The sequence below is a fragment of the Niastella koreensis GR20-10 genome, from assembly GCF_000246855.1.
Classification (GTDB): Bacteria; Bacteroidota; Bacteroidia; order Chitinophagales; family Chitinophagaceae; genus Niastella; species Niastella koreensis.
The window spans coordinates 3,047,566-3,074,335 of record NC_016609.1 but is presented as its reverse complement, the minus strand read 5'-3'; the positions used below and the strand labels follow the sequence as shown (position 1 = coordinate 3,074,335).

21 protein-coding genes are annotated in these 26,770 nt (G+C 44.1%); 13 read left to right on the top strand and 8 right to left on the bottom strand.

Annotated features, from left to right (window positions below; genetic code table 11):
- Nucleotides 1–42 precede the first annotated feature (42 nt).
- The 3 genes from NIAKO_RS12160 to NIAKO_RS12150 all read left to right on the top strand — a co-directional run bounded on the left by NIAKO_RS12160 (nt 43) and on the right by NIAKO_RS12150 (nt 1,653).
- On the top strand, nt 43–597 hold the full coding sequence (locus tag NIAKO_RS12160) for a cupin domain-containing protein (protein WP_014218720.1): 555 nt from the start codon (nt 43–45) through the stop codon (nt 595–597).
- A 238-nt stretch (nt 598–835) separates the two neighbouring features.
- Nucleotides 836–1,162: an ArsR/SmtB family transcription factor gene (locus NIAKO_RS12155; protein ID WP_014218719.1), complete on the top strand. Its 327-nt coding sequence runs from the start codon at nt 836–838 to the stop codon at nt 1,160–1,162.
- Complete coding sequence (locus NIAKO_RS12150) at nt 1,159–1,653, top strand: SRPBCC family protein (protein WP_014218718.1); 495 nt, start codon at nt 1,159–1,161, stop codon at nt 1,651–1,653. The genes NIAKO_RS12155 and NIAKO_RS12150 overlap by 4 nt, the downstream gene beginning before the upstream one ends.
- A gap of 47 nt (nt 1,654–1,700) precedes the next feature.
- Here the strand turns inward: NIAKO_RS12150 and NIAKO_RS12145 are convergent, their stop codons facing one another.
- The 3 genes from NIAKO_RS12145 to NIAKO_RS12135 form a co-directional block, all read right to left on the bottom strand.
- Nucleotides 1,701–3,158, bottom strand: coding sequence for a PKD domain-containing protein (locus NIAKO_RS12145; RefSeq protein ID WP_014218717.1), 1,458 nt, complete (start codon nt 3,156–3,158; stop codon nt 1,701–1,703).
- 7 nt (nt 3,159–3,165) lie between these two features.
- Nucleotides 3,166–4,377 carry a hypothetical protein gene (locus tag NIAKO_RS12140; RefSeq protein ID WP_133055348.1) on the bottom strand — a complete coding sequence of 404 codons (1,212 nt, stop codon included), beginning with the start codon at nt 4,375–4,377 and terminating at the stop codon, nt 3,166–3,168.
- Between the two features lie 284 nt (nt 4,378–4,661).
- The gene (locus NIAKO_RS12135) at nt 4,662–5,564 is read right to left on the bottom strand and encodes an aldo/keto reductase (RefSeq protein WP_041346669.1); all 903 of its coding nucleotides are present in this window, start codon (nt 5,562–5,564) and stop codon (nt 4,662–4,664) included.
- 428 nt (nt 5,565–5,992) lie between these two features.
- On the opposite strand from NIAKO_RS12135, the gene NIAKO_RS12130 reads away from it, so the two are divergent.
- Nucleotides 5,993–6,445, top strand: a complete 453-nt coding sequence (locus NIAKO_RS12130; RefSeq protein ID WP_014218713.1) for a VOC family protein — start codon at nt 5,993–5,995, stop codon at nt 6,443–6,445.
- An 8-nt stretch (nt 6,446–6,453) separates the two neighbouring features.
- Here the strand turns inward: NIAKO_RS12130 and NIAKO_RS12125 are convergent, their stop codons facing one another.
- Both NIAKO_RS12125 and NIAKO_RS36645 read right to left on the bottom strand, forming a co-directional pair.
- Entirely contained in the window at nt 6,454–7,146 is a 693-nt protein-coding gene (locus NIAKO_RS12125; RefSeq protein WP_014218712.1) for a LytR/AlgR family response regulator transcription factor, read from the bottom strand.
- Nucleotides 7,143–8,327, bottom strand: coding sequence for a sensor histidine kinase (locus tag NIAKO_RS36645; protein WP_014218711.1), 1,185 nt, complete (start codon nt 8,325–8,327; stop codon nt 7,143–7,145). Before NIAKO_RS36645 ends, NIAKO_RS12125 begins: the two co-directional genes overlap by 4 nt.
- Before the next feature lie 196 nt (nt 8,328–8,523).
- On the opposite strand from NIAKO_RS36645, the gene NIAKO_RS12115 reads away from it, so the two are divergent.
- From NIAKO_RS12115 to NIAKO_RS12075, 9 genes are all read left to right on the top strand, one after another.
- Nucleotides 8,524–9,450, top strand: a complete 927-nt coding sequence (locus NIAKO_RS12115) for a GLPGLI family protein (RefSeq protein WP_014218710.1) — start codon at nt 8,524–8,526, stop codon at nt 9,448–9,450.
- A complete protein-coding gene (locus NIAKO_RS12110; RefSeq protein WP_014218709.1) occupies nt 9,447–12,125 on the top strand; it encodes a TonB-dependent receptor in 2,679 nt (892 codons plus the stop codon). Before NIAKO_RS12115 ends, NIAKO_RS12110 begins: the two co-directional genes overlap by 4 nt.
- Nucleotides 12,126–12,176: 51 nt before the next feature.
- Nucleotides 12,177–13,709, top strand: coding sequence for a M28 family metallopeptidase (locus NIAKO_RS12105; RefSeq protein WP_014218708.1), 1,533 nt, complete (start codon nt 12,177–12,179; stop codon nt 13,707–13,709).
- A gap of 79 nt (nt 13,710–13,788) precedes the next feature.
- Nucleotides 13,789–15,018 carry an InlB B-repeat-containing protein gene (locus NIAKO_RS12100; protein WP_014218707.1) on the top strand — a complete coding sequence of 410 codons (1,230 nt, stop codon included), beginning with the start codon at nt 13,789–13,791 and terminating at the stop codon, nt 15,016–15,018.
- A gap of 261 nt (nt 15,019–15,279) precedes the next feature.
- Nucleotides 15,280–16,269, top strand: a complete 990-nt coding sequence (locus NIAKO_RS12095) for a winged helix-turn-helix domain-containing protein (protein ID WP_014218706.1) — start codon at nt 15,280–15,282, stop codon at nt 16,267–16,269.
- 635 nt (nt 16,270–16,904) lie between these two features.
- A complete protein-coding gene (locus NIAKO_RS38950) occupies nt 16,905–17,135 on the top strand; it encodes a hypothetical protein (RefSeq protein WP_014218705.1) in 231 nt (76 codons plus the stop codon).
- 62 nt (nt 17,136–17,197) lie between these two features.
- Nucleotides 17,198–18,451, top strand: a complete 1,254-nt coding sequence (locus tag NIAKO_RS12085) for a TolC family protein (protein WP_014218704.1) — start codon at nt 17,198–17,200, stop codon at nt 18,449–18,451.
- A 115-nt stretch (nt 18,452–18,566) separates the two neighbouring features.
- Complete coding sequence (locus tag NIAKO_RS12080) at nt 18,567–19,541, top strand: efflux RND transporter periplasmic adaptor subunit (protein ID WP_207622448.1); 975 nt, start codon at nt 18,567–18,569, stop codon at nt 19,539–19,541.
- 47 nt (nt 19,542–19,588) lie between these two features.
- Nucleotides 19,589–22,696 carry an efflux RND transporter permease subunit gene (locus tag NIAKO_RS12075; RefSeq protein ID WP_014218702.1) on the top strand — a complete coding sequence of 1,036 codons (3,108 nt, stop codon included), beginning with the start codon at nt 19,589–19,591 and terminating at the stop codon, nt 22,694–22,696.
- A gap of 4 nt (nt 22,697–22,700) precedes the next feature.
- Here the strand turns inward: NIAKO_RS12075 and NIAKO_RS39575 are convergent, their stop codons facing one another.
- The 3 genes from NIAKO_RS39575 to NIAKO_RS12060 form a co-directional block, all read right to left on the bottom strand.
- Entirely contained in the window at nt 22,701–24,149 is a 1,449-nt protein-coding gene (locus NIAKO_RS39575) for a PKD domain-containing protein (RefSeq protein WP_014218701.1), read from the bottom strand.
- Nucleotides 24,150–24,154: 5 nt separating this feature from the next.
- A complete protein-coding gene (locus NIAKO_RS12065; protein ID WP_133055347.1) occupies nt 24,155–25,429 on the bottom strand; it encodes a hypothetical protein in 1,275 nt (424 codons plus the stop codon).
- A gap of 202 nt (nt 25,430–25,631) precedes the next feature.
- Nucleotides 25,632–26,762, bottom strand: coding sequence for an endo-1,4-beta-xylanase (locus tag NIAKO_RS12060; RefSeq protein ID WP_014218699.1), 1,131 nt, complete (start codon nt 26,760–26,762; stop codon nt 25,632–25,634).
- Between the last annotated feature and the right edge of the window lie 8 nt (nt 26,763–26,770).

Genomic DNA, 26,770 nt, shown 5'->3' with positions numbered 1-26,770 from the left:
TGTGCTAGTTTTGGGTCACTGACCTAATCTTATAAAATACATATGGCAAAGCAAAACGAACAAATTCAAAACAAGGTCACCGGGGAGAAGATCACGTGGCTGAAGACCGCAGCAAACACCAACGGAGCTTTTTTACAATTCAAAATGACATTAGCGCCAGGTGGCTATTTACCGGTAAAACATTTACATCCCAATCAACAGGAACAGTTTACGGTGAAGAAGGGGTTGTTTAAAGTTGAATCAGGCAAACAGGAACGGTTTCTTAAACCAGGTGACAGCATTACCATCGAAAAGGGCAAGCCGCACCGGTTCTGGAATGCCTTACCCAACGAAGAAACCGAGCTGGAAGTAAAATTTACCCCCGCTTTAAATACCGAGGTCTTCCTGGAACAGTTTTTTGGCTTATCAAACGACGATAAAACCAAAGCAGATGGCACACCTGCTTTTCTGCAGTTGATGTCAATGGCTAATACCTACGAGATCTATGTAGCAGGCCCGCCGTTGTGGCTGCAAAAAGTGATGGGTGTGGTATTAGGTGGTATCGGCAGATTATTAGGTTACAAAAAGTATTATAAAAAATACAGTTCTCTTTCCTGATCCATGCGACCCTATTAATCAGTGTGTGTAAAAGGCGTTGATTTTTCAGCGCCTTTTTGATGGTTATTAAAGATCATTAAACAATAACCAGTTTTTAATCCCTTACTAATTCAAACCCCAAAGACCCTTCAGGTGTAACATCCTGAGGGGTCTTTGCATTTCCACCAACCGGAAAAAAATTTGCGCAACCAGATAATTGCACGTATGTTTGCAACCAGATAGTTGCAAATAATATAAAATGGAAGTAAGAAGAGATATTTTTCAAGCCATTGCCGACCCAACCCGCAGGGCCATTATTGCCCTGATTGCATTACAGGCAATGACCCCCAATGCCCTTGCCGAACATTTCAATACAAGCAGACAGGCTGTTTCAAAACACATTAAAATACTCACAGAATGCGAACTGGTAAAACAGGAACAACAGGGCAGGGAAATTTACTACTCACTTGAAATTCATAAAATGAAAGAGATTGATGAATGGTTGGACCAGTTCAGACAACAGTGGGAAACCCAATTCAATCAACTTGATAACCTATTGGCAACACTTAAAAAACAAAAAAAATGACAACGAATTTGCTTTTTGATTTTACTGTTGACAAAGCAGCTAAAACCGTGTACATCACCAGGGAGTTCGATGCCGACTTGTCGCTGGTATGGGACGCTTTTACCAAAAAAGAATTGCTCGACCAGTGGGTGGCGCCCAAACCCTTTGCTTCAAAAACAAAACATATGAATTTTGAAGTGGGTGGACGCAGGTTTTATGCAATGGTAAGTCCCGAAGGTCAGGAGCGTTGGATATTGCAGGAATTTACTTCCATTACCCCAAAGACCAATTACAAAATGTTCAACGTTTGGGCCGACAAAGATGAAAACCCTGAACCGCCGGGTTCAAACTGGGATTTTACTTTTATCGAGGAAGGAGAAAAAACAAAAGTGAACATTACTATTTATAACGAATCGCTGGCCCGGATGGAAAAGATGATTGAAATGGGCTTCAAAGAAGGATATGCTGCATCCATGCAAAACCTGGAAGAGCTGTTGGCTACATTATCGTAACATAAAAAGGAGGTTGAATAGTTGATGCAACCTCCTTTTTACAAATTCTATTTAGGGTTACCTGCATCATCGAGCGGCAGGAACATGATCACATAGTAGATTGAATAATTAGCTGTATAGTTTACCCTTTGGGCTAAAGTAAGGGTACCGCCACGTTTAAGGGTTTGTACCGAAACAGGCCAGCTATTGGAACAACACCTGTTACCAGTAGCCGTTTTCTCACTTCCATTTGGGAGGGTATACCATTTTTCGGCGCCGGTCATGGTTATTTTGCTGGTGGCAGCAACATAGCCGCTACTGTTGTCTGTTTGTAGAACAACCAAATTTCCATCCTCTGCGTTGGCAATACCGTTAATCACATTCCTGGCCAGTTTACGGTCGAGGAAGGCGCCGGAATTTGAAAAAATAAATATACCCCTGGTGTTATCAATTGAAACAATATAATTGCCATTGGTTTGTTTAGTGGTTCGCATCCCCGCCAACAAACTTGTATTCAATCCGCCAAACACAGCATTTTGCCAAACCAGGTTACCGGCATTATCGAGCTTGGCAATCAGCACTGAATCACAGCTTGAGCACGCAGCTCCTTTTTTTAACCCGGCCAAAATCACACCGTCCTGTTCTATTACAAACTCCCTGGCCTGGATCATTCCTTCTGCGTACAGAGATCGATCCCATTCCAGGTTGCCGTTTGCGTCAAATTTCTTCACCCGGGCGTAATCCCAAACGTTTGTTGAAATATCCTTTACAGGATGGGTGCCCAGTACCATATAACCACCATCTGCTGTCGGGGTCACGGTGTTATAGGTATCGTCGGGGGCAGAAGAGGCCCTGCTCCAAATGAATGTACCATCAGCTTTCAGTTTTACCAATTCATTATTCCTGATAAATCCGCTGGTAGTGCCGGTAAAGATATAATTACCATCGCTGGCTGGCTTCATACTGGAAAGACGATAACCGGATGGCAGCGTTTTCATGCTTTTTTGCCTGAATAAACTGTCAACTTGCATCAAAAAATAACCTGTATTATAATCCGTATAACCCAGCAATTGAAAATCACCAGAAGCCAGTTCATTAATGGCAACCGGGGAAACATTTTTTCCTTCTCCCAGGCTTATCTGCTGTTGTCCCAGAATAACAGAAACCGTTTTCTGAACCGTGTCAGTTGTAAGATCACTATTGTTAACTTCCAGGGTAACCGTATATTTTCCACGCGTAGCATAACGATGTACCGGGTTTTTATCGGTGGAAGTTGTACCGTCGCCAAAACTCCAGCGATAGGTAGTGTTGGCTGCAGTATCGAAAGAACAATTTTTAAAGTAAAAATCAGAATCAATATAATTAACATCGGCCGGACGCAGGTAATTACCGAAAAGGTCCGTTACCTGGCTGGTAAAACAGGCATCAGGCTGTTGTATGGTTACCGTATTGATTTTTTTGCAAGCCATAGTTGCACTAAAAAGCGCCAGGCAAATGAGCGGCTGAACAGGGGAAATATTTTTCATGGGTAGGTTAAAGTTTAATGTATTCTACCAGGATATAGCTGTCAGAATAGTTGTCCTGACTGGTTTTGCTTACCAGGATCAGCATATTGTCGTCTCTGAACAATTTGAATGGGTACAATTTTGCGGGGTAGCTGCCTGTATTGGTATTAGCCGGATAATTTATGACATCGATCTTTTTTGACTGTGCATCGGCAGCATAAATAACAGTGCCATTATTATTGAAGGCGAAATCGGCATAATGACCATCCTGTTTTAAATACCGTTCAAATGCAAACGATTTACTGATGACCGTACCAAAATTTGAGGTAATGAACCGGTCGCCGTAGGGGAAAGAACGTAAGATGCTTGTACTCATATTATAATTTCCCAGGGAAGAACCTCCCTTACTGAACACCAGTGTACCATCCGGAGCAAACAGGTAATAAGTAGGGTAACTGGGATACATGTTCAGGTTCATTTCGATCATTTCAAGATTGGTGTTATCGAAGGCCATCAGCCTGCTGGGATAATAGCTGCCTACGCGGCTCACCAGCGCTTTTGTAGCGCGATCGTAAATTTTCATATTATTCGAAAAGGCACCCAGTGATTGGTCAGAAGAAGAAACATACAATTTTCCGTTCCTGGACAGTACCGAGCCAATAGTATACCCGGCCACATAAATGTGGTCTATCTGTTCCAGCGTTGTGGCATTCAGGATATTCACCCAGCCATCGTTGCCTGGCACATACAATTCATTGCTTCCATTGTAAGTAGCCAAATCACAATAACCAATGCCGGCAGGGAATTCTTTTGAAAGAACAGGCCTGCCGGTAAAATAGTCAATTATATTTATTTTCTTTTGCTCAAAAATGTACAGTCTGTTCAGTGTTTTGCTGAAGATTACATCTGTAGGAATGCAATGTAGCAGGCTGTTGGGTCTGGTGTAAATAACCTGCGGCGGGTAGGAGCCAGGTACATCGGTGCCCGTTTCAACCATCAGAAAATAAAAAATGTCTGTTGCCAGGGGCATCTTGTTTTCTGTAAAGCTGGTTTCATTGGCATTTGAGCTGGTAAATACGGTATCATAGTATTGGCCAAATTTGTCACCCTTAAGGTAAGTACCCTGGCGGGTAAGGGTGTATTGCTTGAAACTGGCACCCGTGTATTTGTTCCAGCTTAAAACAATGGTAGAGTCATTTATTACCTGATCGATCTTCAGCGTTTGTTTCTCAACTATCACAGTTATATTTTCCTTCTTGCACGACCAAAAAGAAAGTCCGATTAAAAGGCACAGGATTATTTTTTTCATAACAACGGTCCAGACAACGGTTTCTGAGGTTTTCACGCAAAGATATACCCTGATGGCGTCAAATACAACTCAGTCGATAAGTGTGTTGTTTTAGCAAAAATTCGTGCAGATTTGAGAATAAGTGTGCAGACAGCCTGTTATTTTATGATTTAAATACGCCAATTAACGAAAGTGAATAACCGACAAATTTAAAACGCTTATTTTTAGAATTTAAATTAAACCCGGGGAATGAAACCCGGTACCCCGGTATGCACTACGCTATTGAACCGCTGCCTTGTCTGGATCCGGTTAATCTCATCAAGTGCATCTTCCGGCAGGGGGGAAATGTCAAAATTCTCCTGTATCCGAGCGGCCGTTCTTGCGGTAGTGAGCACAGCCGTGCCGCGCTGGATAGCCCAGGCCAGTAACACCTGTGCGGGCGTTTTTCCAACGCGTGCCGCGATAGACAAAACAACCGGATCTTCGAGCGGGCCAGGTTTGATTCCATGTCCCAATGGCGCAAAAGCCAGCAATATAATTCCCTTGCTCTTGCAAAATTCCAGCAACTCAGTTTCCGGCAGGTACGGATGCGCCTCTACCTGAACTACAGCCGGCTTTATTCGCGCCGATTCGTAGATGAACTGCAGCTTTTCCAGGGTAACGTCAGCCAGTCCGATGGCCCGGCATTTACCTCCATCCACGAGCTTCTCCATGGCCTTCCAGGTGTCGGCTAAACTTACATCGCTGTCGTAAATGACATTACCATTTTGATCCCGTGGATCCTGCTCATCGCCCGGTTGAAATGCAAACGGAGTATGGATCAGGTACAGATCAAGATAGCTTAACAGGAGCCGCTGAAGGCTCCCCTCGAATGCCGGTTCCACGCGCTCGGGCCGATGATTCGTATTCCACAGTTTGGTGGTAACAAAAAGGTCTTCACGCGAAATATCCCCGGCAACAAGTCCAGCCTGTAACGCTTCGCCGATTACGCTTTCATTCCGGTATCGTTCCGCACAATCAAAGTGCCGGAATCCCGCTTCCAGCGCATACTTCACGGCATTGTATGTTTCGGTCGCATCGGGGATCAGCGTGCCAAACCCGAGTGCGGGCATATCTATCGGTTTATATGTAGTATTCATGTAAATGACAGTTTGATAGTTATCGAGCAGACCACAAAGCTCGGTAGAAAATCTCAGGCTCCGATGTGATCTACATCACTATATTCAGTGTTAACGCTGAGTTTCCGGAAATTGAAAAAATTATTGTGATAGTGCCGGTAATTGACGGCATAACAATTGCAAATCTGGTATAAAATGACTTGTTATGATCAGAAAATTAAAGTCCGGAGAATACCGTTTGTATTCGCGAAAGAAAGACCCTAAAACAAATAAAAGGAGAAACCTCGGCACATTCAGTTCATTGGCAGCTGCTCAAAAGCATGAGCGGGAAATACAATATTTCAAAAGACATTAAAAGCTGGCCGTTGGTATCATCTGAATGGTTTTGTTATTTTTCGCCAAACCCGGCGAACAATGCCTGGTATCTTCCTGGTAAAACGAAATAAACTATGGCAAAAAATAATTTACCGGTAATGCACAATGTCGGCATCGTTGTGGAATCGCTCGATGGCGCCATAACTTTTTTCACCGAATTAGGTCTGAAACTGGAAGGACGGGGCAACGTGGAAGGAGAGTGGGCGGGATGCGTCACCGGCCTGGGTGACCAGCGTGTGGAGATAGCGATGATGGTTACCCCCGATGGCCACAGCCGCCTGGAGCTTTCGCGATTTCTTACCCCGCCAACGGTTGAAGATCACAGAACGTCTCCTGTTAATGCGCTTGGTTACCTACGCATCATGTTCACCGTTGACAACCTTGACGAAACGCTCACCAGGCTGTACAAACAGGGCGCTACACTCGTTGGCGAAGTGGTGCAGTATGAGAATATTTACCGGCTCTGCTACATCCGGGGGCACGAAGGATTGCTTATTGGGCTGGCAGAAGAACTGGGTGATAAATAAAGATGAATTTACCCAATCCCCAGCCGGTCGCGAAGCGATTCGCGGTAAGTGCTCCCAACAGGGATCTTTTCACCATTTACAATAAGCTGATGTACTTCGATCATACTGATATGCCTGATCCCCACCACATATGATTTATGTACCCGGATAAAATCCGGCGCCGGCAGCAGGTCAAAAATGTCACTCATATTTTCACGGATCAGGATATTCCCGTCTTTCAAATGAACGGTAATGTAATTGCCATTCTTTTCCAGGTACAGGATCTCGCCTATCTTAACCCGGTAGGTCTGCGGCCCGCTTTTAATAAACACAGCAGCGTCGTCATTCGTAACGGGGGTATTTTTTGTCGCCAATGCAGCCCCAGCTTTATTGATGGCCATCAGGAAGCGTTCAAATGTGGCCGGCTTCAGCAAATAATCCACCGCGTTCAGCTCATAACTTTCCACGGCGTACTGGCTATAGGCGGTAGTGAAAATGATCAGGGGGCGTGGCGACAGGGTTTGCAGCAATTGCATGCCGTTGATCTCCGGCATATTGATATCGAGGAAGATCAGGTCGATCTTTTCGCGGTTCAGGAACGCTATTGCTTTGAGTGGTTCACGAAAGGTAGCCCTGAGGCTGACTGATTCAATTTTTTGGCAATACCGTTCTATCACTTCCAGGGCTTTCGGTTCGTCGTCAATGGCTATACAGGTTATCATGACAGGTCGATTTCAAGATTAACCATAAATTTACCGGATTCATTATTGATCATCAACTGGTGTTTACCCGGGTACACCAGTTCCAGCCTTCGTTTTACATTTTCCAACCCGATGCCGCTTATATTCATTTCCATTTTTTTGATAGCGCTGTAATCCCTGTTCACACAGCTAAAGTTCAGTTTTCCGCCGGAAACGGTTATGGCTATTTGTATGGCCCCTCGCTGCCCGATGGCAACGCCGTGCTTAAAGGCATTCTCCACAAAGGGGATAAACAGCATGGGTGCAATGTTCACGTCGGCATTATGTCCCGGGTGTTCAAACGTTACCAACACTTCTTCATCGGCATAACGCAGTTTATTAAGCGTAATGCATTCTTCCAGGTAGGCGATCTCCTTGCCAAGTGGAACTCTTTCTTCGTTGCTGTCATACAGCATATAGCGCATCATGCCGGACAATTTTAAAATGCCGTCGGCCAGCTCATCGTTTTCTTTGGCTTGCGCCATCGAAAACAGGTTGTTGAGGGTATTGAACAGGAAATGCGGGTTGATCTGCGATTTAAGGAACTTGATCTCGGTACTCAGCTGGTTGGCTTGTAACTGGGTTCGCCTGAGTTCGCTTCTTGCCCATTCCTTCAGAAAGAAATAGGCAATAGCTAAACCCTCAATTACAAGGAAAGCAAACAATATATAAGGCTGCATGTGCAGCCAGTTACGGACGGTGAAGTTGACGGCATCGAAAGGGGGCCGGGTGAAAACAGTGTCAGGATGGGGGGCGCTGAATATGCTGTCTAATCTTGCTTTCATTTGCGGGGGCGGCGGCACGGGGTCTGGGTTTGCCCGATTGAACAAAGGGCCATCGATAAGGTAGTTCGCACCAAATACCATCGCAAACCAGCCGGCGCAGATGGCCAGCCGGATGGCGTCCCTTTTATACCGGATAACTTTCCGGAACACCCAAAATACATTGCCATAAAAAAGCAGGACGAGGGAAAGGAGAATAATATACACATAGGCGGAGACGCCGGGCTCATCAGCGTGATCACTGGCAATATGGGGACCCGGCCGCCTGGCGTATATCTGGATATGCGAATTGTCCAATGACGTTAGCACATAAAAAACGCCTGCCCAAAATAGCAGGTGGAGCATTATTTCTATCCAGAATCTTTTTTTGGCTGCAAGCATATTGACAAAGATAAAATTTCACGGGTACCATCAAAAAATCAGGGGATCAAACTGCCGGATTGGTGGCTGAACAAGGCGTTTTTGAAATCCCGGATAACAAATAAACCGTTTTCAGCCCAGCCCAACACTCATTCGTACCAAAGTTTTCGGAAAGTAGTGTCCTCACAATAGTATTGTTTAAAAAATAGCACATACCATGAAAAAGCAATTACAGTTGGCCGTTGGTTTACTGGCGGCATTTATTGGCGCTGAAGCGCAAAAACCCGATACAGCCTGGTTGATGGTGCATTACAAATTTACCCATGTAGGTGATACTACAAACCCGGCGAACCCCTGGTTGGAAAATACGGTGCTTTTTGTAGGCAAAAACGCCAGCGCTTACAAAAGTTACGATGGATTGGTAGCTGATCAAAAGTTTAAAAAGGCGTATGCTGAAGCGGTAGCGAGCAGTCCGGACGGACACCTGAACATTAACCGCATCGGTGCAGGTTCGCGCACCCAGTATTTCCAGTATCCGGCCGAGCAGAAATTGTTCACCAAGGATGCCGTGATGGTTAACGAATACCTGATAGAAGGCCCCATGCCTGTTATAGACTGGAAGATCAGCAGCGACACGGCCACCTTTGGCGGGCTGCACTGCCAGCAAGCTACCGGTCATTTTAAGGGCCGGGATTATATTGTATGGTTTTGCCCCGATCTGCCGGTACATACCGGTCCCTGGAAATTAAACGGCCTGCCCGGCGTTATTGTAGACGCTCATGATACGAAAAACACAGTGATATTTAAATTCGACGGGGTGGAGAAAATGGCTCCATCGCCAAAGGACCAGTCGGTTGGCGGCAATAAGGAGGATAAGGATCTGCCGCCGATCCTGCGGGGATTGAATGATGACCCCAATATGATAGCGCCGCCGGCCCGGTATACCAAAATTACCCAAAAGGAGTTCGATAAGCTGCGGGCCGCCATGGAGAAGGACCCAGAGGCGTTTGCACAAGCCATTAATGCGTCTGTCAACCGGGGCGACGGGCCTCAGCAGGATCATGTAATGATTAAAAGAGGTCCTGGGCCTAAAGGAACTCCCGGCGCTGTGATGAATAATCCCATAGAACTTCCCGAAAAATGACGAACAGGTGTATAAAGGTGTTGAACCTGTCCCTTATCGCCTTATTACTTTCTCTTGCCGGCCTGGCGCAAAATATCCGGGGCAGGGTAACGGATAGTACCGGAAAGGCTGTTCCCTATGCCAGCATTAACCTGGTGGATTCCGTTAACAACCGGATTATTGGTTACGCTGTTACGGATGCCGGTGGCGCTTATACGTTATCACTCCCTGCCAATACGCCTGTAAGCAAACTGGTAATAAAAGTGATGAGTATCGGTTACAAAACCCGGAGCCGGCCAATAACAGACGCACACCTTGCCTATGACTTTATACTAAGCGTTTCGGCAAACCAGCTGCAATCTGTAGAGATCAGAAACAGCCGGCCTGTTTTGCGCGCACATGGCGATACGCTTGCCTACAAGGTGTCTGCTTTTGCGGGCGCCCAGGATATGGTGATCGGTGACGTGATTAAAAAGCTGCCAGGCATAACGGTTAGTTCCGACGGAACGATCTATTATAATAATAAACCGGTCTCTAATGTGTATATTGATGGCGATAACCTGCTGGATGACAAATACAATATTGCTACCAGCACTATTCCCCATGGCGTGGTGGAGCAGGTGCAGGTTATACAAAATGATCAACCGGTAAAAGTATTGCGAAACAAGGTGATGAGCGATGATGTGGCCCTGAACCTGACCATAAAAAAAGGCGCGAAAATGCAACTGATCGGGCAGGAGAGCGTAGGGGCGGGCCTGCCACACCATTATGACGTTGATCTGAACGCAATGATGTTTAAAGATAATTACAAGGCTATTAATTATCTTAAAGGCAACAACACCGGGTACGATCCACAGCAGGAGCTGGTTGCCCATAACTTAAGCAATCACGAACAGCTTGTCGATAATGCTATGCCGGCTGCGCTGCTTTCACTCGGCACGGTAAATAACCCGGCCTTATCGCGCAGCCGGTATTTGTTCAATCAATCCGGGTTGCTCAACCTCAATAACCTCCTCAAATTCCGTCACGACATACAGATTAAGTTAAACGCCTGGTATTTTCACGACAACCAGCGACAGGATTACAGCCAGGTAAGCACCATTTTTTTACCCGGCGATACCGTGGCGTATTACAGCACCCAGCAAAAACGTTCCCGAACCGATCTGCTGCATACTCAATTTACGTTCAACATTAACAGGAACAGGTATTATCTTAATGATGCGTTGGTGCTGGATAACAGCCAAACCGCTTATTATTCCAACCTGAACACGAACAACGCCACGCTGGAACAGGTGCTTCATGATAAACCGCTGAGCTTCTCCAATGAATTTAACCTGATAAGATCTTTACGATCAAACCATATTATACAGGCTTATTCCTATGTCAGTCATTCGGCCGAACCGGAATACAGGACCATCGGCCCTGATTATGAACCGGAAATTTTCAATGGCAATAACAAGTATGCGCAGTTGATCCAGCGGGTAAATGTTCCAACATGGTACACCACCAATTACCTGTCGCTTAAAATACCGGCTAATTTCATCACCCAGAGTTTTAAGGCGGGGTTCAGTGTTCAATCGCAAAAATTAAGGTCAGGCCTTGATGTGGTGCAGGTTGATGACAAGATCAACCAGGTATCCGACAGCTCCATGAATAATCTGAGCTGGACCAGGACGAAGGTATATGCGGAAGCTGACTATGACCTGCCCGGACCTGTCCTGCAGGCAAACCTCAGCCTGCCGGTAAGCCTGCAGCAGCTCAATTATTCCGACAACCGCTATGCGCTGAACAAACAGTTGACACGGGTTTATTATAACCCGCTTTTAAGAATAAAGTACCAGGTTAGCCCCGAGAATTATCTTTTTCTCTCCTATAACTACCGCAACCAGATGGGGACCATAGAAGATATTTACCAGGGTTATATCCTGAAAGACTACCTGACGCTTTATGCAAACAGCGCAGAACTGATTGAAAAACGCGACCAGAAAGCCTCAGCCGGCTTTAGTTACCGCAAATCGTTGCAAATGTTGTTCGCCAGCCTGAATATCAGTTATGACCATCCCGCCGCTAATAAGATCGCCTCAGCGATCATTACCAATAACCTGCAGCAACAGGTTATGCTGCCTTATCCCAATGCTGCCGGTTCATGGGCGGTTAGCAGCACAGCGAGCAAATATTTCTTTGCGTTGAAGACCACCTTCAGCGCCGGTTTGCAATGGCAGCACACCCGGTCGGTGCAATTGCAGAATGATCAGTTACTGTCATTCAATACCATCACTAAAACCGGTTCGCTCGGCGCCAACATCAAAGCAGGAAAACAGGTGGCTATTGACTATAACGCCACATTTATCCAAACAGGCAGTCATGCTGCGGCAGCTGCATCAGCCAATCATATCAACCAACTGCAGCAGCAGGCTTCGGTTGAATATAACCCGCTTACCAATGTGCAATTCAGGTTGTCTGGGGAGTATTACTTTACCCGGCGGGCAGGCAACCCCGATCTGCAATATTTTTTTGCCGATGGCTCGGTGAAATTCAAACCCAATAAAGGGAAAACCAAATTTGAACTCAGCGCTGTTAATATGCTGAATGTAAAAACCTATAAGGCGTTTTATCTTCAGGCAAATATGTTTACGGCCAGCTCCTATACGCTTCCCGGCAGAATTGTTATGCTTAAAGCGATGTTTAAAATTTGAAACTATATACAACCGGAACGGATTTATATGTAATTTCAAATCAAAACACGCATGAGAAAATTTCTTATTGCCTTCTGCTTTATACCACTCGCATCGTTAGCCCAGGAAAAAGTTGACCTGGACATGATCGGCAAAATCAAAAAAGAAGGAACAGATAATTCGCATGTCATGGAAATTGCCTTTCATCTAACGGATGTAAGTGGTCCGCGTTTGACCGCCTCGCCTGGTTTTATGCGTGCTGCCAATTGGGCTAAGGATGAGTTTACAAAAATGGGCCTGGTAAATGCCCAACTGGAACCCTGGGGAGAGTTTGGTAAAGGCTGGCAACAGGAGCATTGCTATGTAGCCATGACGGCGCCCTATTACCAACCCTTACTGGCTATTCCACGCGCCTGGACGGGTGGAACTCCTGGTAAAAAGATGCTTAGTGGTGAGATTGTTTTATTGAAAATAAAAGACACGCTTGATTTTGCACCATATACAGGTAAGTTAAAAGGAAAGATTGTGATGATATGGACGCCAACTACACTGAAACCGTCCTTTGAAGCTGATGCCGGCCGGTTTACAGATTCTGCGTTGGAAAAGATGGCTGCAGCCGAACCCAAGCCACAGGTCGAAAGCCGCCGCCGGCAGCAAACGGGCAATTGGGTACCGGTTGAGATGCAACGCCGGATCAATCAGCTGCTGAATAAGGAAAAGCCTGCATTGATCTTAAGCTTTAACCCAAATGGAAACGATGGGACCGTATTTGTAGGCGGGGGCGGCTCTTATGCGAAAGATGCAGAAGAAGTTCCAGCCAACGTCATGTTGTCAAGCGATGATTACCTGCGTTTGCAACGCCTGATAGGTAATGGTCAGAAAGTGGAAATTGAGGCGGATGTAAAAACTTCGTTTTACAAGGATGATCTCAAAGCGTATAATGTGCTGGCGGAGATACCCGGAACAGATCCCACCCTTAAAAGTGAAGTGGTGATGATGGGCGGTCATCTTGATTCCTGGCATGCAGCTACAGGAGCAACCGATAACGCGGCAGGTTGTGCTGTAATGATGGAAGCTGTTCGCATTCTGAAAGCCCTGAACGTGCAGCCACGCCGTACCATTCGCATTGCGTTGTGGAGTGGGGAAGAAGAAGGGTTGTTCGGCTCCCGCAATTATGTAAAGAATCACTTTGCCGACCCAGCCAAAATGGAGCTGATGCCGGAGCATTCGACAATCTCGGCTTATTACAACCTGGACAATGGCAGCGGAAAGATCCGAGGCGTTTACCTGCAGCAAAATCAACAGGTGCGACCCATTTTTAACAGCTGGCTGGCCCCTTTTAATGATATGGGAGCCAAAACACTTACCATCGATAATACGGGCGGTACAGATCACCTGTCGTTTGATGCGGTTGGCATTCCCGGGTTTCAATTCATCCAGGACAAATTAGAATATGATACCCGTACGCATCATACCAATATGGATACTTATGATCACCTGGTTGCAGACGACCTGAAGCAAGCGGCCATCATTGTGGCCAGCTTTGTTTATAATACAGCTCAACGGGATGCAAAGATTCCCCGCAAAGAATTGCCCAAACCGTAGCTGGAGTGCAGCCTGCAACAGGTACAGAATAATTGATATAAGTACAATTATTTATACAAGGCCGCGTTTTGTATGAAGTATGAAACGCATTTTAGCCCTTAGCCTGAACGCTTTACTATTATTCTGTTCCTGTCAGAAGTCGTCCAATGATTCCCCTGCGCCAGTCACTAATTCAGACAGCGCTGCCGTTACCGTTGTAAACGGTTATGGAAGCGGCACTTACAAGATCGGTGATACCGTGCATATTTGGGGAAATCCCACATCGGATAATTACGTATTTGACCAGTGGACGGGCTACACCAGTTTGTTGCAGAACAGCGGTGAATGGCATAATATATTTATTATGCCGGCGCAGAATGTGACTGTAACCGCCAGCCAAAAGGCCATTACGCCGCTTTCGTTGAAGTATGAGAAGATCAAAGGCGTGAACGTTTCAAAGAACGTATATTCCTGTTTTCCCGCTTCGCAAAAAGGAGTGGTTTTTCTGTTGCATGGCTCCAATGGCAGTGCGCTGAACCTGGTTACCAATTATGAGTGGATACAAATGATGAAAGACCTGGTAACGGCCGGGTATGGCATCATTGTTACAGAAGCGGAAGAAGTGTCTTTGAACAGTGATATAAACGGTAATGGCTCCCTGCAATGGAAAACAAGCCCGGTTGATAGTACCACCAATGTTGATATGGGCAATATAAAAGCCATTCGCGATACATTTTATACAAGAGGTTCTGTTAACCGGTCGTTGCCTCTGTATTCGATCGGCATGAGCAATGGCGGCGCCTATTCCTGCTGCTTATCGTATTTGTTCAAATTTAAAACAGGCGTGTCTTATTGTGCGCAGGCATATAAAGTGATCTTTGATGTATCTACCATCCCTTACCAGTTCTGCATGGCAAAGAACGACGACCAGCCCGAAGTGGGCCCTACCGGTAATGCCGATGCACTTACTTATTCGCAGGGACTCAGCAGCCGCGGCATATGCAGCAAATATTTTATAAATGACCGTAGCCCGGTTTATCCCGAGCGGTTTGCGCGGGAATCTGATATCAGCGTTGCTACTTCCACGGCGTTTTTCAAAGAGTTAAAGAATAACAACTGGCTTACCAGTAAAAACTTTATAAAAGCAAACTCTGACAGTGTTTCAAAAATTTGCCTGGCTAATTCAGCTGCCTATCCAACTTATAATTCATTGAATGTGCTGCAGCGTTATTTTGTAAACATGCAGATAGATGTGATGTTCGCAGGGCACCAGTTCTACAGCGATCTTAACAAAACCACGATAAAGTTTCTCAATTCGGGATGTCAGTAAATAAGAGAGATTTCTCACATAACCTTCCTGAACTTTGCTCTTCCGAAAAGCACCATTGTTATGGCATTCCTGTCTTTGGTATCGAATACCAATGAAGCTCCATCATCCGGGTTCACAAACTCACCTTCGCCAACGGGGAGTACCTTATATCTGTAGCCCTATAAGGTTTGGTTTGTATAACGAAAGTTTTTTAGCTTCACTCTTCAAACGTACGCATCTGCGCTGGCCTTTCATGAAAAACACTTGTAAAAAGAAATGTAAATGCGTGTAAACTCAGCTTTTACCGGCTTTTTCAGTAACCGGTTGGTGATGATCCCCGCCATTGCCATCGCAATGCCCGCTATTTTTTTTATTGCCTTGTCTTTCACAAAACATTCCGATCGCGACTTACAGGTGAAGCGGGTAAACCTCATTATCCGTCAGATTGGGCACCGGCTGCTGCTGCAGGCGGGCGACTCCACTTCACGGGTATTGCCGGTTACCGAAGTTAAAGAAGGTACGTTTCTGCTCAAATTCGAACATGAATTTATTTTTAATCACGATTCGCTCGTTGTGCTAACAAAGAGCCTGCTTCCCAAAACACAGTTCCCTTCCGGTTACACCGTTACGGTACATGATTGCACCACAGGCGACATCGCCTTTGGCTTCCAGCTAAATAATACCTTTCCAGACATCCTTGCTTGCAGCCGCAGAAGTCAGCCACCAGGTTGTTACACGATCGAATTTACTTTTAATTCGGCCCAGGTTGATCCATTGGAAACCAAGCCAACACCTTCAGGCTTCAAAACCACCACTTCCGGCAACCTGTTAAGTAATGTAATATATGGTGGCATACTGTTGCTGTTGTGTGTTGCCTTATTATCTGGGCGTGTTTGGAAAAAAGCAACACCGGGGCCAGTGGAGAATCAAAACAATTCTATAGTAAAAAAGTCGGTTCCGGAATTGGCTGCGCTGGGAAAATTTTTAGTCGATCCCGAGAATCAGCGTTTACTATTGGGAAGTGAGGTAATTAGCCTTACCACCAAAGAATACAAGGTGCTGGAATTGCTCAATAAAAGTTTCGGGGAACTGGTCCCCCGGGAAACACTGATGCAGGAAATCTGGATCAACGAAGGAGTTATCACCGGCCGCAGCCTGGACATGTTTATCTCCAAACTTCGAAAGAAACTAAGCCATGACCCGGAACTGAGAATAACGAATGTTCATGGCAGGGGGTACAAGCTCGAAATACCCGGAATATTCAACAGTTAGTGTATATTGTTTCCTGTCCTCGGGGCCGGTTACGATTGTCATCCACATATTCAACTAACGTCAAACCAGAAACCGGATCGTATTTAGGCGATCTGTTATTAAGGTCATGCTTTTCACCGGGAGATATTTACTTTTTGAGGGCGATACTTACTTTTTACCCGGAGATAATTACTTTTTGAGGGCGATACTTACTTTTTGCCGGGAGATAATTACTTTTTGGGGGCTGATACTTACTTTTTATCCGGAGATAATTATTTTTTGGTGGCGATACTTACTTTTTACCCGGAGATAATTATTTTTTTGGGACGATGCTTACTTTTTCCTGGGAGATAATTACTTTTTGGGGGCCGATACTTACTTTTTCACCGGAGATAATTTTTCTTTATCACAAGTAACATTATTTCAGTAAAAGATAATTACTTTTTGGTTGGAGTTCATTACCTGACGGTCGAAAAATATTTTTATTCCCCTTGCTGCACAATTATTATTGTAACTCCATTGATTCCACTAAAAGTTCACTTGTAATTATAAATAACTAACTTTTTTATAGCGCAGATTCATTCATTTGCCTGACCTTTCACTTAAAGACCGGGAAAATCACTTTACACAGGTCTTATTATACTTAAAGCAGCAATATGTTGCTTTATGAACGGAACATGTTGCTACAAACCCGCCGGATGCAAATAAACGTCCATTTACATGCGCCATTACCGGCAATTGCGGGGGCGATGAAGGCTGAACCTGCTTCTATGGGGGATCCAGTAGGCCCCAAACCGGCTATACCGGTTTCCCTGGGCTGGTTCAAAATGCATTTTTTTACCCTCCATTTTTTAATTATCTTCTCTCTGCAGTTTTCCGTCACATAATTAGCCCCCTGAATTGGAAGGGGGGGCTGTCTATTTTAATTCTCACGTTAAAGAACGGGCGCATGAAATATTGTAAAGCGATTCTTACGGCACTTTTCGTACTAACTACATTATTGCTAAATGCACAAGACAGTCTTTCACTAACATTAGATAAAGCCGATAAGTTATTTCTTGAAAAAAACCTGTTATTGATTGCGGGGCAGTTTAATATAAACGCGCAAAAAACGCTGGAAATCCAGGCAGGTTTATATCCCAATCCGCAGTTTACAGCTGGTTTGAATATTTGGGATGCAGATAATAAAAAGCTATTCTATGTGGGTGAGGCAGGGGAAAAGGCATTTGAATTTGACCAATTGATCCTGTTGGGTGGCAAACGAAAAAAACAGGTTGAGTTAGCCCGGCAAAACACCCGGCTGGCCGAATTGGAATTAGAAGATCTATTAAGAAATCTTAAATATCAGCTCCATAATAATCTGTTTTCTGTATATTTTGATCTGCTTACCTTAAAGAAGTATAATCTTCAGCTTCAGCAGCTGGAAACCATTGTTAGTTCGTATGAAGAACAGACAAAAAAGGGAAACATCCCGTTAAAAGAGGTGGTAAGGCTAAAATCGGTTTATATTAAATTAAATAACGACAAAACCGATCTTCTTCAATCTATTCAGCGGGAGCAAAAGGATCTGCAATTGCTTTTGCAGGCTAAAAATTTCATTATACCTCAATTGGATGACCTGGTTTGGGACAGGTATGAGCAATTGACAATCCTGGATTCACTTCAACAGATGGCCCTGCAACACAGGGCGGATTATCACCTCACGGAAATCAACAAAACCATCGCCGGTTTAAATGTTCAATATCAGAAAAGCCTGGCGGTGCCTGATCTGCTGCTGGGAACTTCCTACGATCAGCGGGGCAATGCATTTCTACATCAGTTTATGCTTACTGTTGGCGTTCCTTTGCCGTTATGGAATCGTAACCAGGGTAATATCCGTTTTGCCGAAACACAAACCAAACTGAGTGCAGTTAATCAGCAGGTTCAACAAACAGCGATCGAAAGCGAGGTAAATGAGGCCTGGTATAACATGCAACGCAGCATCCAGGAATTTCAGAAAACCAGGCAAATTTACAATACCGACTTTACGGATGTATACAACGGCATGACGGTCAATTTTCTTAAACGGAATATCAGCATAATAGAGTTTGTTGACTTTTTCGAGTCCTATAACGAAAGTGTTGCAGAAGTAAATCGCATCCGTAAACAACTGGCATTATCGGCTGAAGCTATTAATTACACGATTGCATATCCCTTATATTAAACTGATTTATATGAGACTTATTTTGCTTTGTGTTATCATGCATCTTTTTTTAGATAGTTGTCGAAATAAAAAAACTTTAGATAGTTCAGCTGATACATTTGTCCTGACCGATACCATGTTAGCAAAAACAAAGTTTACCAAAGCAACATTGGATGATGTAAAAAATGAATTGAGGTTATACGGAAAAATCACTGCTGACAACAGTAAACTGTCACAGGTATTTCCAATAGTAGGCGGCAATGTTATTAAAGTAAATGTAGAACTGGGAGATTACGTGAAACAGAACCAGGTACTGGCGGTTATCAGAAGTGGGGAAGTGGCCGGCTACGAAAAGGAACGTCTTGATGCTGTTAATGACGTAGCGATCGCCGAAAAAAATCTGCAGGTGGCCAAAGACTTGTTTGCAGGTAAATTAAACTCTGAAAAAGACCTGGTAGCCGCAGAAAAGGAACTGGAAAAGGCCAAAGGCGCTTTACACCGCATCAATGAAGTGTATGGTATTTATAATTTGAAGCAGGGGGATTTGTATAATGTCACTGCGCCTATCAGTGGATTTATTATTGAAAAAAATGTCACGCAAAATGTACTGTTAAACAGTAATAATGTAAACAATCTATTCTCTATTGCACAAATTGATGAGGTATGGGTACTGGCAAATGTGAACGAATCTGATATCGGATTAATATCGCAGGGAATGGATGCTTCCATTAAAACCATCAGTTACCCCGACAGGGTATTTACCGGCAAAGTAGATCGCATCTTTAATATTCTCGATCCCGATACAAAAGCCATGAAAGTACGCATCCGGATCCCTAATACCGACCTGGCCCTGAAACCGGAAATGAGTGCAACTGTATCGTTGCGTTACAACGAGAAAAGAAAACTTATCACGATCCCATCCTCTTCAATAATATTCGACAAAAGCAAAAACTGGGTAATGGTGTATAAAGACCGCAGTCATATAGAGACGAGGGCAATAGACGTTTACCGCCAGTCAGGTGACGATGCTTATATTTTGGATGGGCTACAGGAGGGGGAAACAGTAGTTTGTCAAAACCAGCTGTTGATCTATGATGCGTTGAATGATTAACATTACAATCACCTATTACCTGAAAGAATGGTTCTAAAAAACTGAGCATGAACAAATTCATCAAGAATATAATAGGATTTTCGATCAAGAACAGGTTTTTCACTTTTTTTTGGGTAGGCATTATTATAATAGCCGGCATATACAGTTTTCTAAAAATCCCCATCGAAGCATTTCCCGATGTTACCAATACGCAGATTATAATAGTTACAGAATGGAATGGACGTAGTGCCGAAGAGGTGGAAAGATTCGTAACCACTCCCATAGAGATCGCCATGAACAGCGTGCAACGAAAAACGAATGTACGTTCCATCACCATGTTTGGCCTTTCTGTTATCAAGATCATTTTTGAAGATGATGTGGAAGATTTTTTCGCCCGCCAGCAGGTCAATAACCAGTTGCGGAATGTGCAATTGCCGGAAGAAGTGGAGCCTGATGTACAACCTCCCTATGGACCTACCGGGGAGGTTTTTCGTTATACATTACAAAGTGATAAAAGGGATACCCGTGATTTGTTGACGATACAAAACTGGGTAATTGACCGTCAGCTCCGATCTGTTCCCGGCATTGCTGACCTGGTGGCCTTTGGCGGTCAGCAAAAGATTTATGAAATAAGTGCCGACCCGGTAAAACTGCAAAAATTTGACCTGACCCCATTACAGGTATTTGAACGGGTATCTAAAAGTAACCTGAACGTTGGGGGAGATGTAATCGAAAAGAATGGACAGGCTTATGTGGTCAGGGGGCTGGGGCTGCTTACCACTATAGAAGATATTGAGAATACGATAGTGGATAATGAACATGGCAATCCCGTACTCGTAAAGAATGTAGCTTCGGTTACTGAATCAAGCGCCCCGCGCGTAGGACAGGTGGGCCTGAACAATAACGATGACGCGGTAGAGGGAATTGTAGTAATGCGAAAAGGCGAGAATCCGGGTGAAGTGTTACAGCGGCTGAAACAAAAAATAGACGAACTGAATACAAAAGTACTGCCGGCCGACGTAAAGATGGTTACGTTTTATGACCGCGACAACCTGATGAGTTACTGTACCCATACCGTAATGCATAACCTGGTGGAAGGGATCATCCTGGTAACGGTAATCGTATTTATATTCATGGCCGATTGGCGTACAACAGTAATTGTTTCCATAATTATTCCCCTGGCCCTGCTGTTTGCTTTTTTGTGTTTAAAATTAAAAGGCATGAGCGCTAACCTGCTTTCATTGGGCGCAGTGGATTTTGGGATCATTATCGATGGCGCCGTGGTAATGGTGGAGGGATTATTTGTTGCCCTTGACCACCTGGCGCATCAAACCGGGATGGAACGATTTAATAAACTGGCAAAATTTGGATTAATCAGGAAAGCGGGAACAGAGATGGGGAAGGCGGTGTTCTTTTCCAAGTTAATTATCATTACAGCATTGCTGCCGATCTTTTCATTTGAGAAAGTAGAGGGTAAAATGTTTTCCCCGCTTGCATGGACATTAGGATTTGCCTTGCTGGGCGCGTTGCTTTTTACCTTAACGTTAGTTCCTGTTCTTTGTTCTATTTTATTAAAACATAATGTAAGAGAAAAGAACAATGTAGTGGTTTCCTTTATCAACAAAGGAGTTGATAAATGTTTTCACTGGACCTTTCATCATAAAAGTACCAGCCTTTTACTGGCCTTCGGCCTGTTGGCAGGCACCTTATTTTCTTTTAAATGGATGGGAACAGAGTTTTTGCCTCAATTGAACGAAGGGGCTTTATGGGTAGAAGCCAAAATGCCAATGAGCAGCTCTCTGAATGAAACGGTAAAGATGGTAAGTACATTGCGTAAAGAATTAATGACCTTTCCTGAAGTAAATGGTGTTTTATCCCAAACAGGCCGTTCCAACGATGGAACAGACCCGAGTGGTTTTTACTATGTACAGATGCAGGTAAATTTAAAGCCAAAAGAAGAATGGAAACGAAAGTTATCGATGGATGACCTGGTGGAAGAAATGGATAATAGGTTAAGGAATTATCAGGGAATTATTTATAATTATTCCCAGCCGATCATTGATAATGTAGCAGAAGCAGTGGCTGGCATGAATGCCAACAATGCAGTTAAAATATTTGGAGATGATTTGAACATGCTCGACAGGCTCGCTAATCAGATAGTTGCACAAATACAAACCGTACCGGGCATAAAAGACGTAGGCGTTTTAAGGAATATCGGGCAACCGGAAATCAGTGTTGACCTGGACGAACAGAAAATGGCCATTTATGGAGTAAATAAGGCGGATGCGCAGGCTGTTATTGAAATGGCTATTGGCGGAAAAACTGCAACGGTAAAGTTTGAAGGGGAAAGGAAATTTGATATCCGGATCCGTTATCAGAAAGATTACCGAAAAGACGAGCAGGATATTGCCAATTTGATGGTGCCCACTTTACGGGGTGAAAAAATTCAGCTCAAAGAAATTGGAACAATACAGAAAATAACCGGACCTGCATTTATTTACAGGGATAACACAAAACGCTTTATTGGCGTCAAATTCACTGTAAGGGAAAGAGACCTGGGAAGTACGATTATGGAAGCACAGAGTAAGGTAAATAAACATGTTAAATTGCCGGAAGGATATAGTATAGGCTGGGCCGGTGAATTTGAAAACCAGGTGCGCGCTACAAAACGGTTAAGCCAGGTAGTTCCAATTAGTTTAGTAACTATTTTTTTGCTGTTGTTTATCATGTTTGGGAATGTAAAAGAGGCCGGGTTGGTTTTGGTAAATGTTCCATTTGCTTTAATAGGCGGCATTCTGGCACTGCATATAACAGGAATTAACTTTGGTATTTCTGCCGGTGTTGGGTTTATCGCATTGTTCGGTATCTGCGTTCAAAATGGGGTTATTTTAATTTCTGAATTTAATAGAAAACTAAAACAAAAATTGTCATTGGGACGGGCTATCATTGAAGGGGTGCGGGTAAGAACCAGACCTGTAGTAATGACAGCAACGATGGCAGCATTGGGGCTGTTACCCGCGGCCCTGTCTACAGGTATTGGTTCAGAATCACAAAAACCTTTGGCAATAGTCATCATTGGCGGACTCATCACCGCCACTATTCTGACTCTGTTGATATTTCCGATAATTTATTGGTTCTTTTATCGCAACACGTTCAAACATCATGATGAAGTGTAATACCCTATATCGGCTTCCCATTTTCATTCAGCTGCAGTAATAATATTTCGGCATGAGTACCGAAGCCCGATGTGTTGTACACGTTCCATTTGCCCACAACAAGCAGACTGCCATTTCGTAACCGGCGAATGGTGACAGGCTTACTGAAAACGCTCTGCAAATTTCCATTTAATGGCTTTCCTCCTGTAATGGAATTCAACCATTGCTCTTTTCCATCGATCCCCAGTTTGGATACGCCTAAATAGTTCCCCGGATCCAGTAAGGTAAACAGCTTTCCATCGGCACTGTTGACCAGATTTATGATCCTGTTTTCAGCAAATATGCGATCAACAAACTGACCATCGGCTGTAAAGTAATAAACTGCCTGTGTGGTATCATTATATACCGCATAATTACCATTGGTAAGTTTGGTCGTATGCGTGCCCGCAAAATCGTAGGTATTAAGCGCCCAGAGTATGGTGTTTTTCCAAACCGTATTGCCTGAATAATCCAATTTGGTCAGTCTGAGCGAATCGCAGGTTGAGCATAAACTGTAGTTATACCTTTTTACAACGCCCGCCATTACAATTCCATCCTGCTCAATAGCCGCATCGCTGGTTTTTATCATTAACTCACCATCAAAGATCTTTTCCCATTGCTGGTTACCGTTGTTATCGGTTTTATCAACAACTGTTACATTAGTAGTAAGGCCATAAACATTCGGCACATTAATGGTTTTTGAACCAACAACTACATAACCACCATCAGGGGTTTGTGCCGCATTGGTATAATCCACGTCACTGGAAAGGTTTTTATTCCAAAGCACCGTACCATCGGCCTTTATTTTTATCAGCTCATTTGTTTTGCCTGCCCCCTGGGTTGTTCCGGTGACAATATAATTACCATCGGTTACCGCCTGCATCGATCTGAAACGATAACCCGCCGGAAAGGTTTTCATACTTTGCTGATTTAACAGGCTGTCAAAACGCATTAAATAAAATGACGCATTATTTCCACTGGCGCCCAGCAACACAAATTCATTATTCACAGTTTCTTCTACTGCCAGGGGATATACATCGATGGTGTTATTGAAAGTAATATACTTTTCGCCCAACGCCACCCATACATTCTTTTGTGCAGTATGAGAAACCTTGCTGTCATTGGCAACCGTGAGCGTAACCTGGTATTTTCCGCGTTTGCTGTATTTATGAACCGGGTTTCTTTCCGCAGAAGTTGTTCCATCGCCAAAATTCCAATCATATACATAAGCGCCTGTAGAATCATAACAGGCGGTAAAGTAAAAATTGGAATCTATATAGGTAGCAGAACCTGAATCCTGGTACTGAGTAGCCAAAAAAGATTGAGAATTTTGTAACCAAAAGCAGGCCCGTGGTTCATATAAGTTGATTACCTCTTTTTTCTTACAGGCCGCTATAATAAATACCATCGAAACAAAAACAGTTATTTTTTTCATTGGGGCTACAGATTAATTTTTTCAACAATGATGTAGTTATACGCACTGTTACCGTACTGCCCATATATACTTACACAAACCAGGGTATTACCGTCGCGAAAGATTCTGAAAGGTCTTGCCTTAACGGGGTAAGACCTGGTAACGGTTAACACCGGGTAACCGAAGACATCAATTCTCTGCGGATTTGTATTGGCGGCATAAATAACCGAGCCATCACTATTAAAAGCAAAATCAGCATAAGCCCCGCCTTTTAAGGCGCCCAGCAATGACAACGACTTGTCATAGATGGACCCATAATAAGAGCTGATAAACTTGCTTCCATCAGGAAATGATCGCATTATAGAAGCATCGAGTTGGGAGTTAAAGTCATAATAATTATTTGTTTCAGAAATAAACGCCCCACCGGAACTAAATTTATGATAATTAAGAGATTTGGTACTGAAGCCTATTGTAAGATCAACAAACTCGAAGGAAGTGCCATTAAGCGGCAGTAACCTCCCATTGTTACCGTTACCTGACGAACTAACGATATTTTTAGTGGCGCGGTCATATACTTTAATGGTATTTGTATGCGGCGGTTCAGTAGTGTTTGAGGAAGCAACATACAGCTTTTGATTATAGGCAGCAACAGAAGCAATAACAGTTCCCCCAACATATATTTTATCTTTCAATTGCAGGGTGCCGGCATCCAGTATTTGCAGGGAACCATCATTAACAGGAACATACAATTCACTGCTTCCATTATAATCTCCCAATGCGCAATAACCAATGGTGAATGGCATTTCTTTTGAAACCACCTGTCTGCTGTCATAATTAACGATAGTTATCTTTTTCCCATCTGTTATAAGATACAGCCTTTTGTTTTGCAGGTCCATCAAGGCATCGGAAGGGGTGCCGCTAAGCAGGGTATTGGGTCTGTTGTAGGATACACTTCCAAAAAAATAGGCAGTATCCCAGATGCTCTCTCCGTCGTGCCGTGCGTATACGTTATAAGTAAGATTGCTGGCATAAGGCATCTGATTTTCAGTAAAGCTCAGGTGGTTTATATCAGCACTGGAGTCAATAATTTCTTCATACGTATTAACAACCCCATTCTTAATATAAGTTGCCTTTCGTTTAAGAAAGTAGCCTTTAAAATTATAGCCGGGATATTTTCCCCATTTAAAAACCAGGGTAGAATCATTGATCACCTGGTCGATTTGTAGATTTTCAGCAATTTTGGGCGGGTTCACTACGTACTCTTTCTCTTTTTTGCAGGATGCTATAACAGAGCAGAGCACAAGAAAACAAATTAATTTATTCATAATACGAATGCCCGGAAGGGTTATTCTTTAGGGTCCGGGGAATTGGTTAAATAAGGACCCAAAATTAGAAATTAAATCTACACACCTGTAAATACTTAATAAGTGCGTCGTTTTGGCAATAGCTGCGTTATTTTGAGCAATCGACGCGCCTTTTTCCCGGGATTCGTTCCGGCGAAATTTACTTTGCAGCAGTTCTCTCTTTCCCGGTTGCTATCACCGAATAAAAGGCCGGTTTGGCATTGAACGCGCGGTCGAACAGCAACGGATAATTGGTTCGGCCACGCACCGGAAAATTGTTTAACCACGATTGACCATCATTCACCCCCCAGAAGGTAACGCGGCTGATCTTGTCTTTGTGTTTCACAAATAAATTAAACAGGTCTTCATAACCTTTGGCCAATACTGTTTGCATGGAATCGGGCAGGCCGTTAGGGTAGGGATCTTTGGCAGTGCTGTTATCGGCCGTGGCGCTTACATCAGCATTATCCCTGTCCCATGGGTTGGGCAGTACACTCAGGTCCAGCTCGGTGAACATCACTTTCACGCCAAGCGCTGAAAAGTCAAGAATACTTTGTTCTATTTCAGCCAATGGAATGTGCGAAGCGCGCCAATGCCCCTGGATGCCGACACCATCGATGCGAACGCCTGCTTTTTTGATCTTTTTGATGAGCGCAATGGCCCCGGCTCTTTTTTTGGGTTGTTCTATGTTATAGTCGTTATAATATAATTCAGTATGAGGGGCGGCCTGCTGCGCCAAACGGAAAGCTTCCACTATATAATCTTCGCCCAGTTGCTGCAGGAAGATCGATTGGCGCAGGGAGCCATTATCATCCAGCGCTTCATTTACAACATCCCAGGAAAATACTTTCCCGTCGTACCGGCTGGCGAGGGTGGTTATGTGATTGGTAAAATATTGCCTGAGCGAATCAGGATTTTTCATGCCTCTTACAAAGCCGGGCAACTGGCTGTGCCAGATAAGTGTATGCGCAGTTATTTTGATATGGTGCTTTTTACCGTATTCAACCAGTTGGTCGGCCAGCGTGAAATTGTATTGGTCCCAACCCGGGTGAATAAAGGCCGCTTTCATGCTGTTTTCAGGGGTCACGGCGTTGAATTGCATGGGTATCAACCGGGCGGCAGCCGGGTCTTTTTCCTCGATCTGTGCGGGGTTTATTGCAGTACCTATCAAAAAGTCGTTTTTAAATGTTTCTTTCAGCGAAGGGATGGACTGTTCCTGTTGTGCCTGGATTTGGCGGGGCGCACAGGAAATGGTAGTGATAATAATTACGAAGGAAATGATTTTTTTCATAATGGTTA

Excerpts from the sequence above, each read along its gene's own strand:
- NIAKO_RS12160 (WP_014218720.1), top strand. The coding sequence starts at position 43 with ATGGCAAAGCAAAACGAACAAATTCAAAACAAGGTCACCGGGGAGAAG.
- NIAKO_RS12155 (WP_014218719.1), top strand. The coding sequence starts at position 836 with ATGGAAGTAAGAAGAGATATTTTTCAAGCCATTGCCGACCCAACCCGC.
- NIAKO_RS12150 (WP_014218718.1), top strand. The coding sequence starts at position 1,159 with ATGACAACGAATTTGCTTTTTGATTTTACTGTTGACAAAGCAGCTAAA.
- NIAKO_RS12145 (WP_014218717.1), bottom strand. The coding sequence starts at position 3,158 with ATGAAAAATATTTCCCCTGTTCAGCCGCTCATTTGCCTGGCGCTTTTT.
- NIAKO_RS12135 (WP_041346669.1), bottom strand. The coding sequence starts at position 5,564 with ATGAATACTACATATAAACCGATAGATATGCCCGCACTCGGGTTTGGC.
- NIAKO_RS12130 (WP_014218713.1), top strand. The coding sequence starts at position 5,993 with ATGGCAAAAAATAATTTACCGGTAATGCACAATGTCGGCATCGTTGTG.
- NIAKO_RS12125 (WP_014218712.1), bottom strand. The coding sequence starts at position 7,146 with ATGATAACCTGTATAGCCATTGACGACGAACCGAAAGCCCTGGAAGTG.
- NIAKO_RS36645 (WP_014218711.1), bottom strand. The coding sequence starts at position 8,327 with ATGCTTGCAGCCAAAAAAAGATTCTGGATAGAAATAATGCTCCACCTG.
- NIAKO_RS12115 (WP_014218710.1), top strand. The coding sequence starts at position 8,524 with ATGAAAAAGCAATTACAGTTGGCCGTTGGTTTACTGGCGGCATTTATT.
- NIAKO_RS12110 (WP_014218709.1), top strand. The coding sequence starts at position 9,447 with ATGACGAACAGGTGTATAAAGGTGTTGAACCTGTCCCTTATCGCCTTA.
- NIAKO_RS12105 (WP_014218708.1), top strand. The coding sequence starts at position 12,177 with ATGAGAAAATTTCTTATTGCCTTCTGCTTTATACCACTCGCATCGTTA.
- NIAKO_RS12100 (WP_014218707.1), top strand. The coding sequence starts at position 13,789 with ATGAAACGCATTTTAGCCCTTAGCCTGAACGCTTTACTATTATTCTGT.
- NIAKO_RS12095 (WP_014218706.1), top strand. The coding sequence starts at position 15,280 with ATGCGTGTAAACTCAGCTTTTACCGGCTTTTTCAGTAACCGGTTGGTG.
- NIAKO_RS38950 (WP_014218705.1), top strand. The coding sequence starts at position 16,905 with ATGTTGCTTTATGAACGGAACATGTTGCTACAAACCCGCCGGATGCAA.
- NIAKO_RS12085 (WP_014218704.1), top strand. The coding sequence starts at position 17,198 with ATGAAATATTGTAAAGCGATTCTTACGGCACTTTTCGTACTAACTACA.
- NIAKO_RS12080 (WP_207622448.1), top strand. The coding sequence starts at position 18,567 with ATGTTAGCAAAAACAAAGTTTACCAAAGCAACATTGGATGATGTAAAA.
- NIAKO_RS12075 (WP_014218702.1), top strand. The coding sequence starts at position 19,589 with ATGAACAAATTCATCAAGAATATAATAGGATTTTCGATCAAGAACAGG.
- NIAKO_RS39575 (WP_014218701.1), bottom strand. The coding sequence starts at position 24,149 with ATGAAAAAAATAACTGTTTTTGTTTCGATGGTATTTATTATAGCGGCC.
- NIAKO_RS12060 (WP_014218699.1), bottom strand. The coding sequence starts at position 26,762 with ATGAAAAAAATCATTTCCTTCGTAATTATTATCACTACCATTTCCTGT.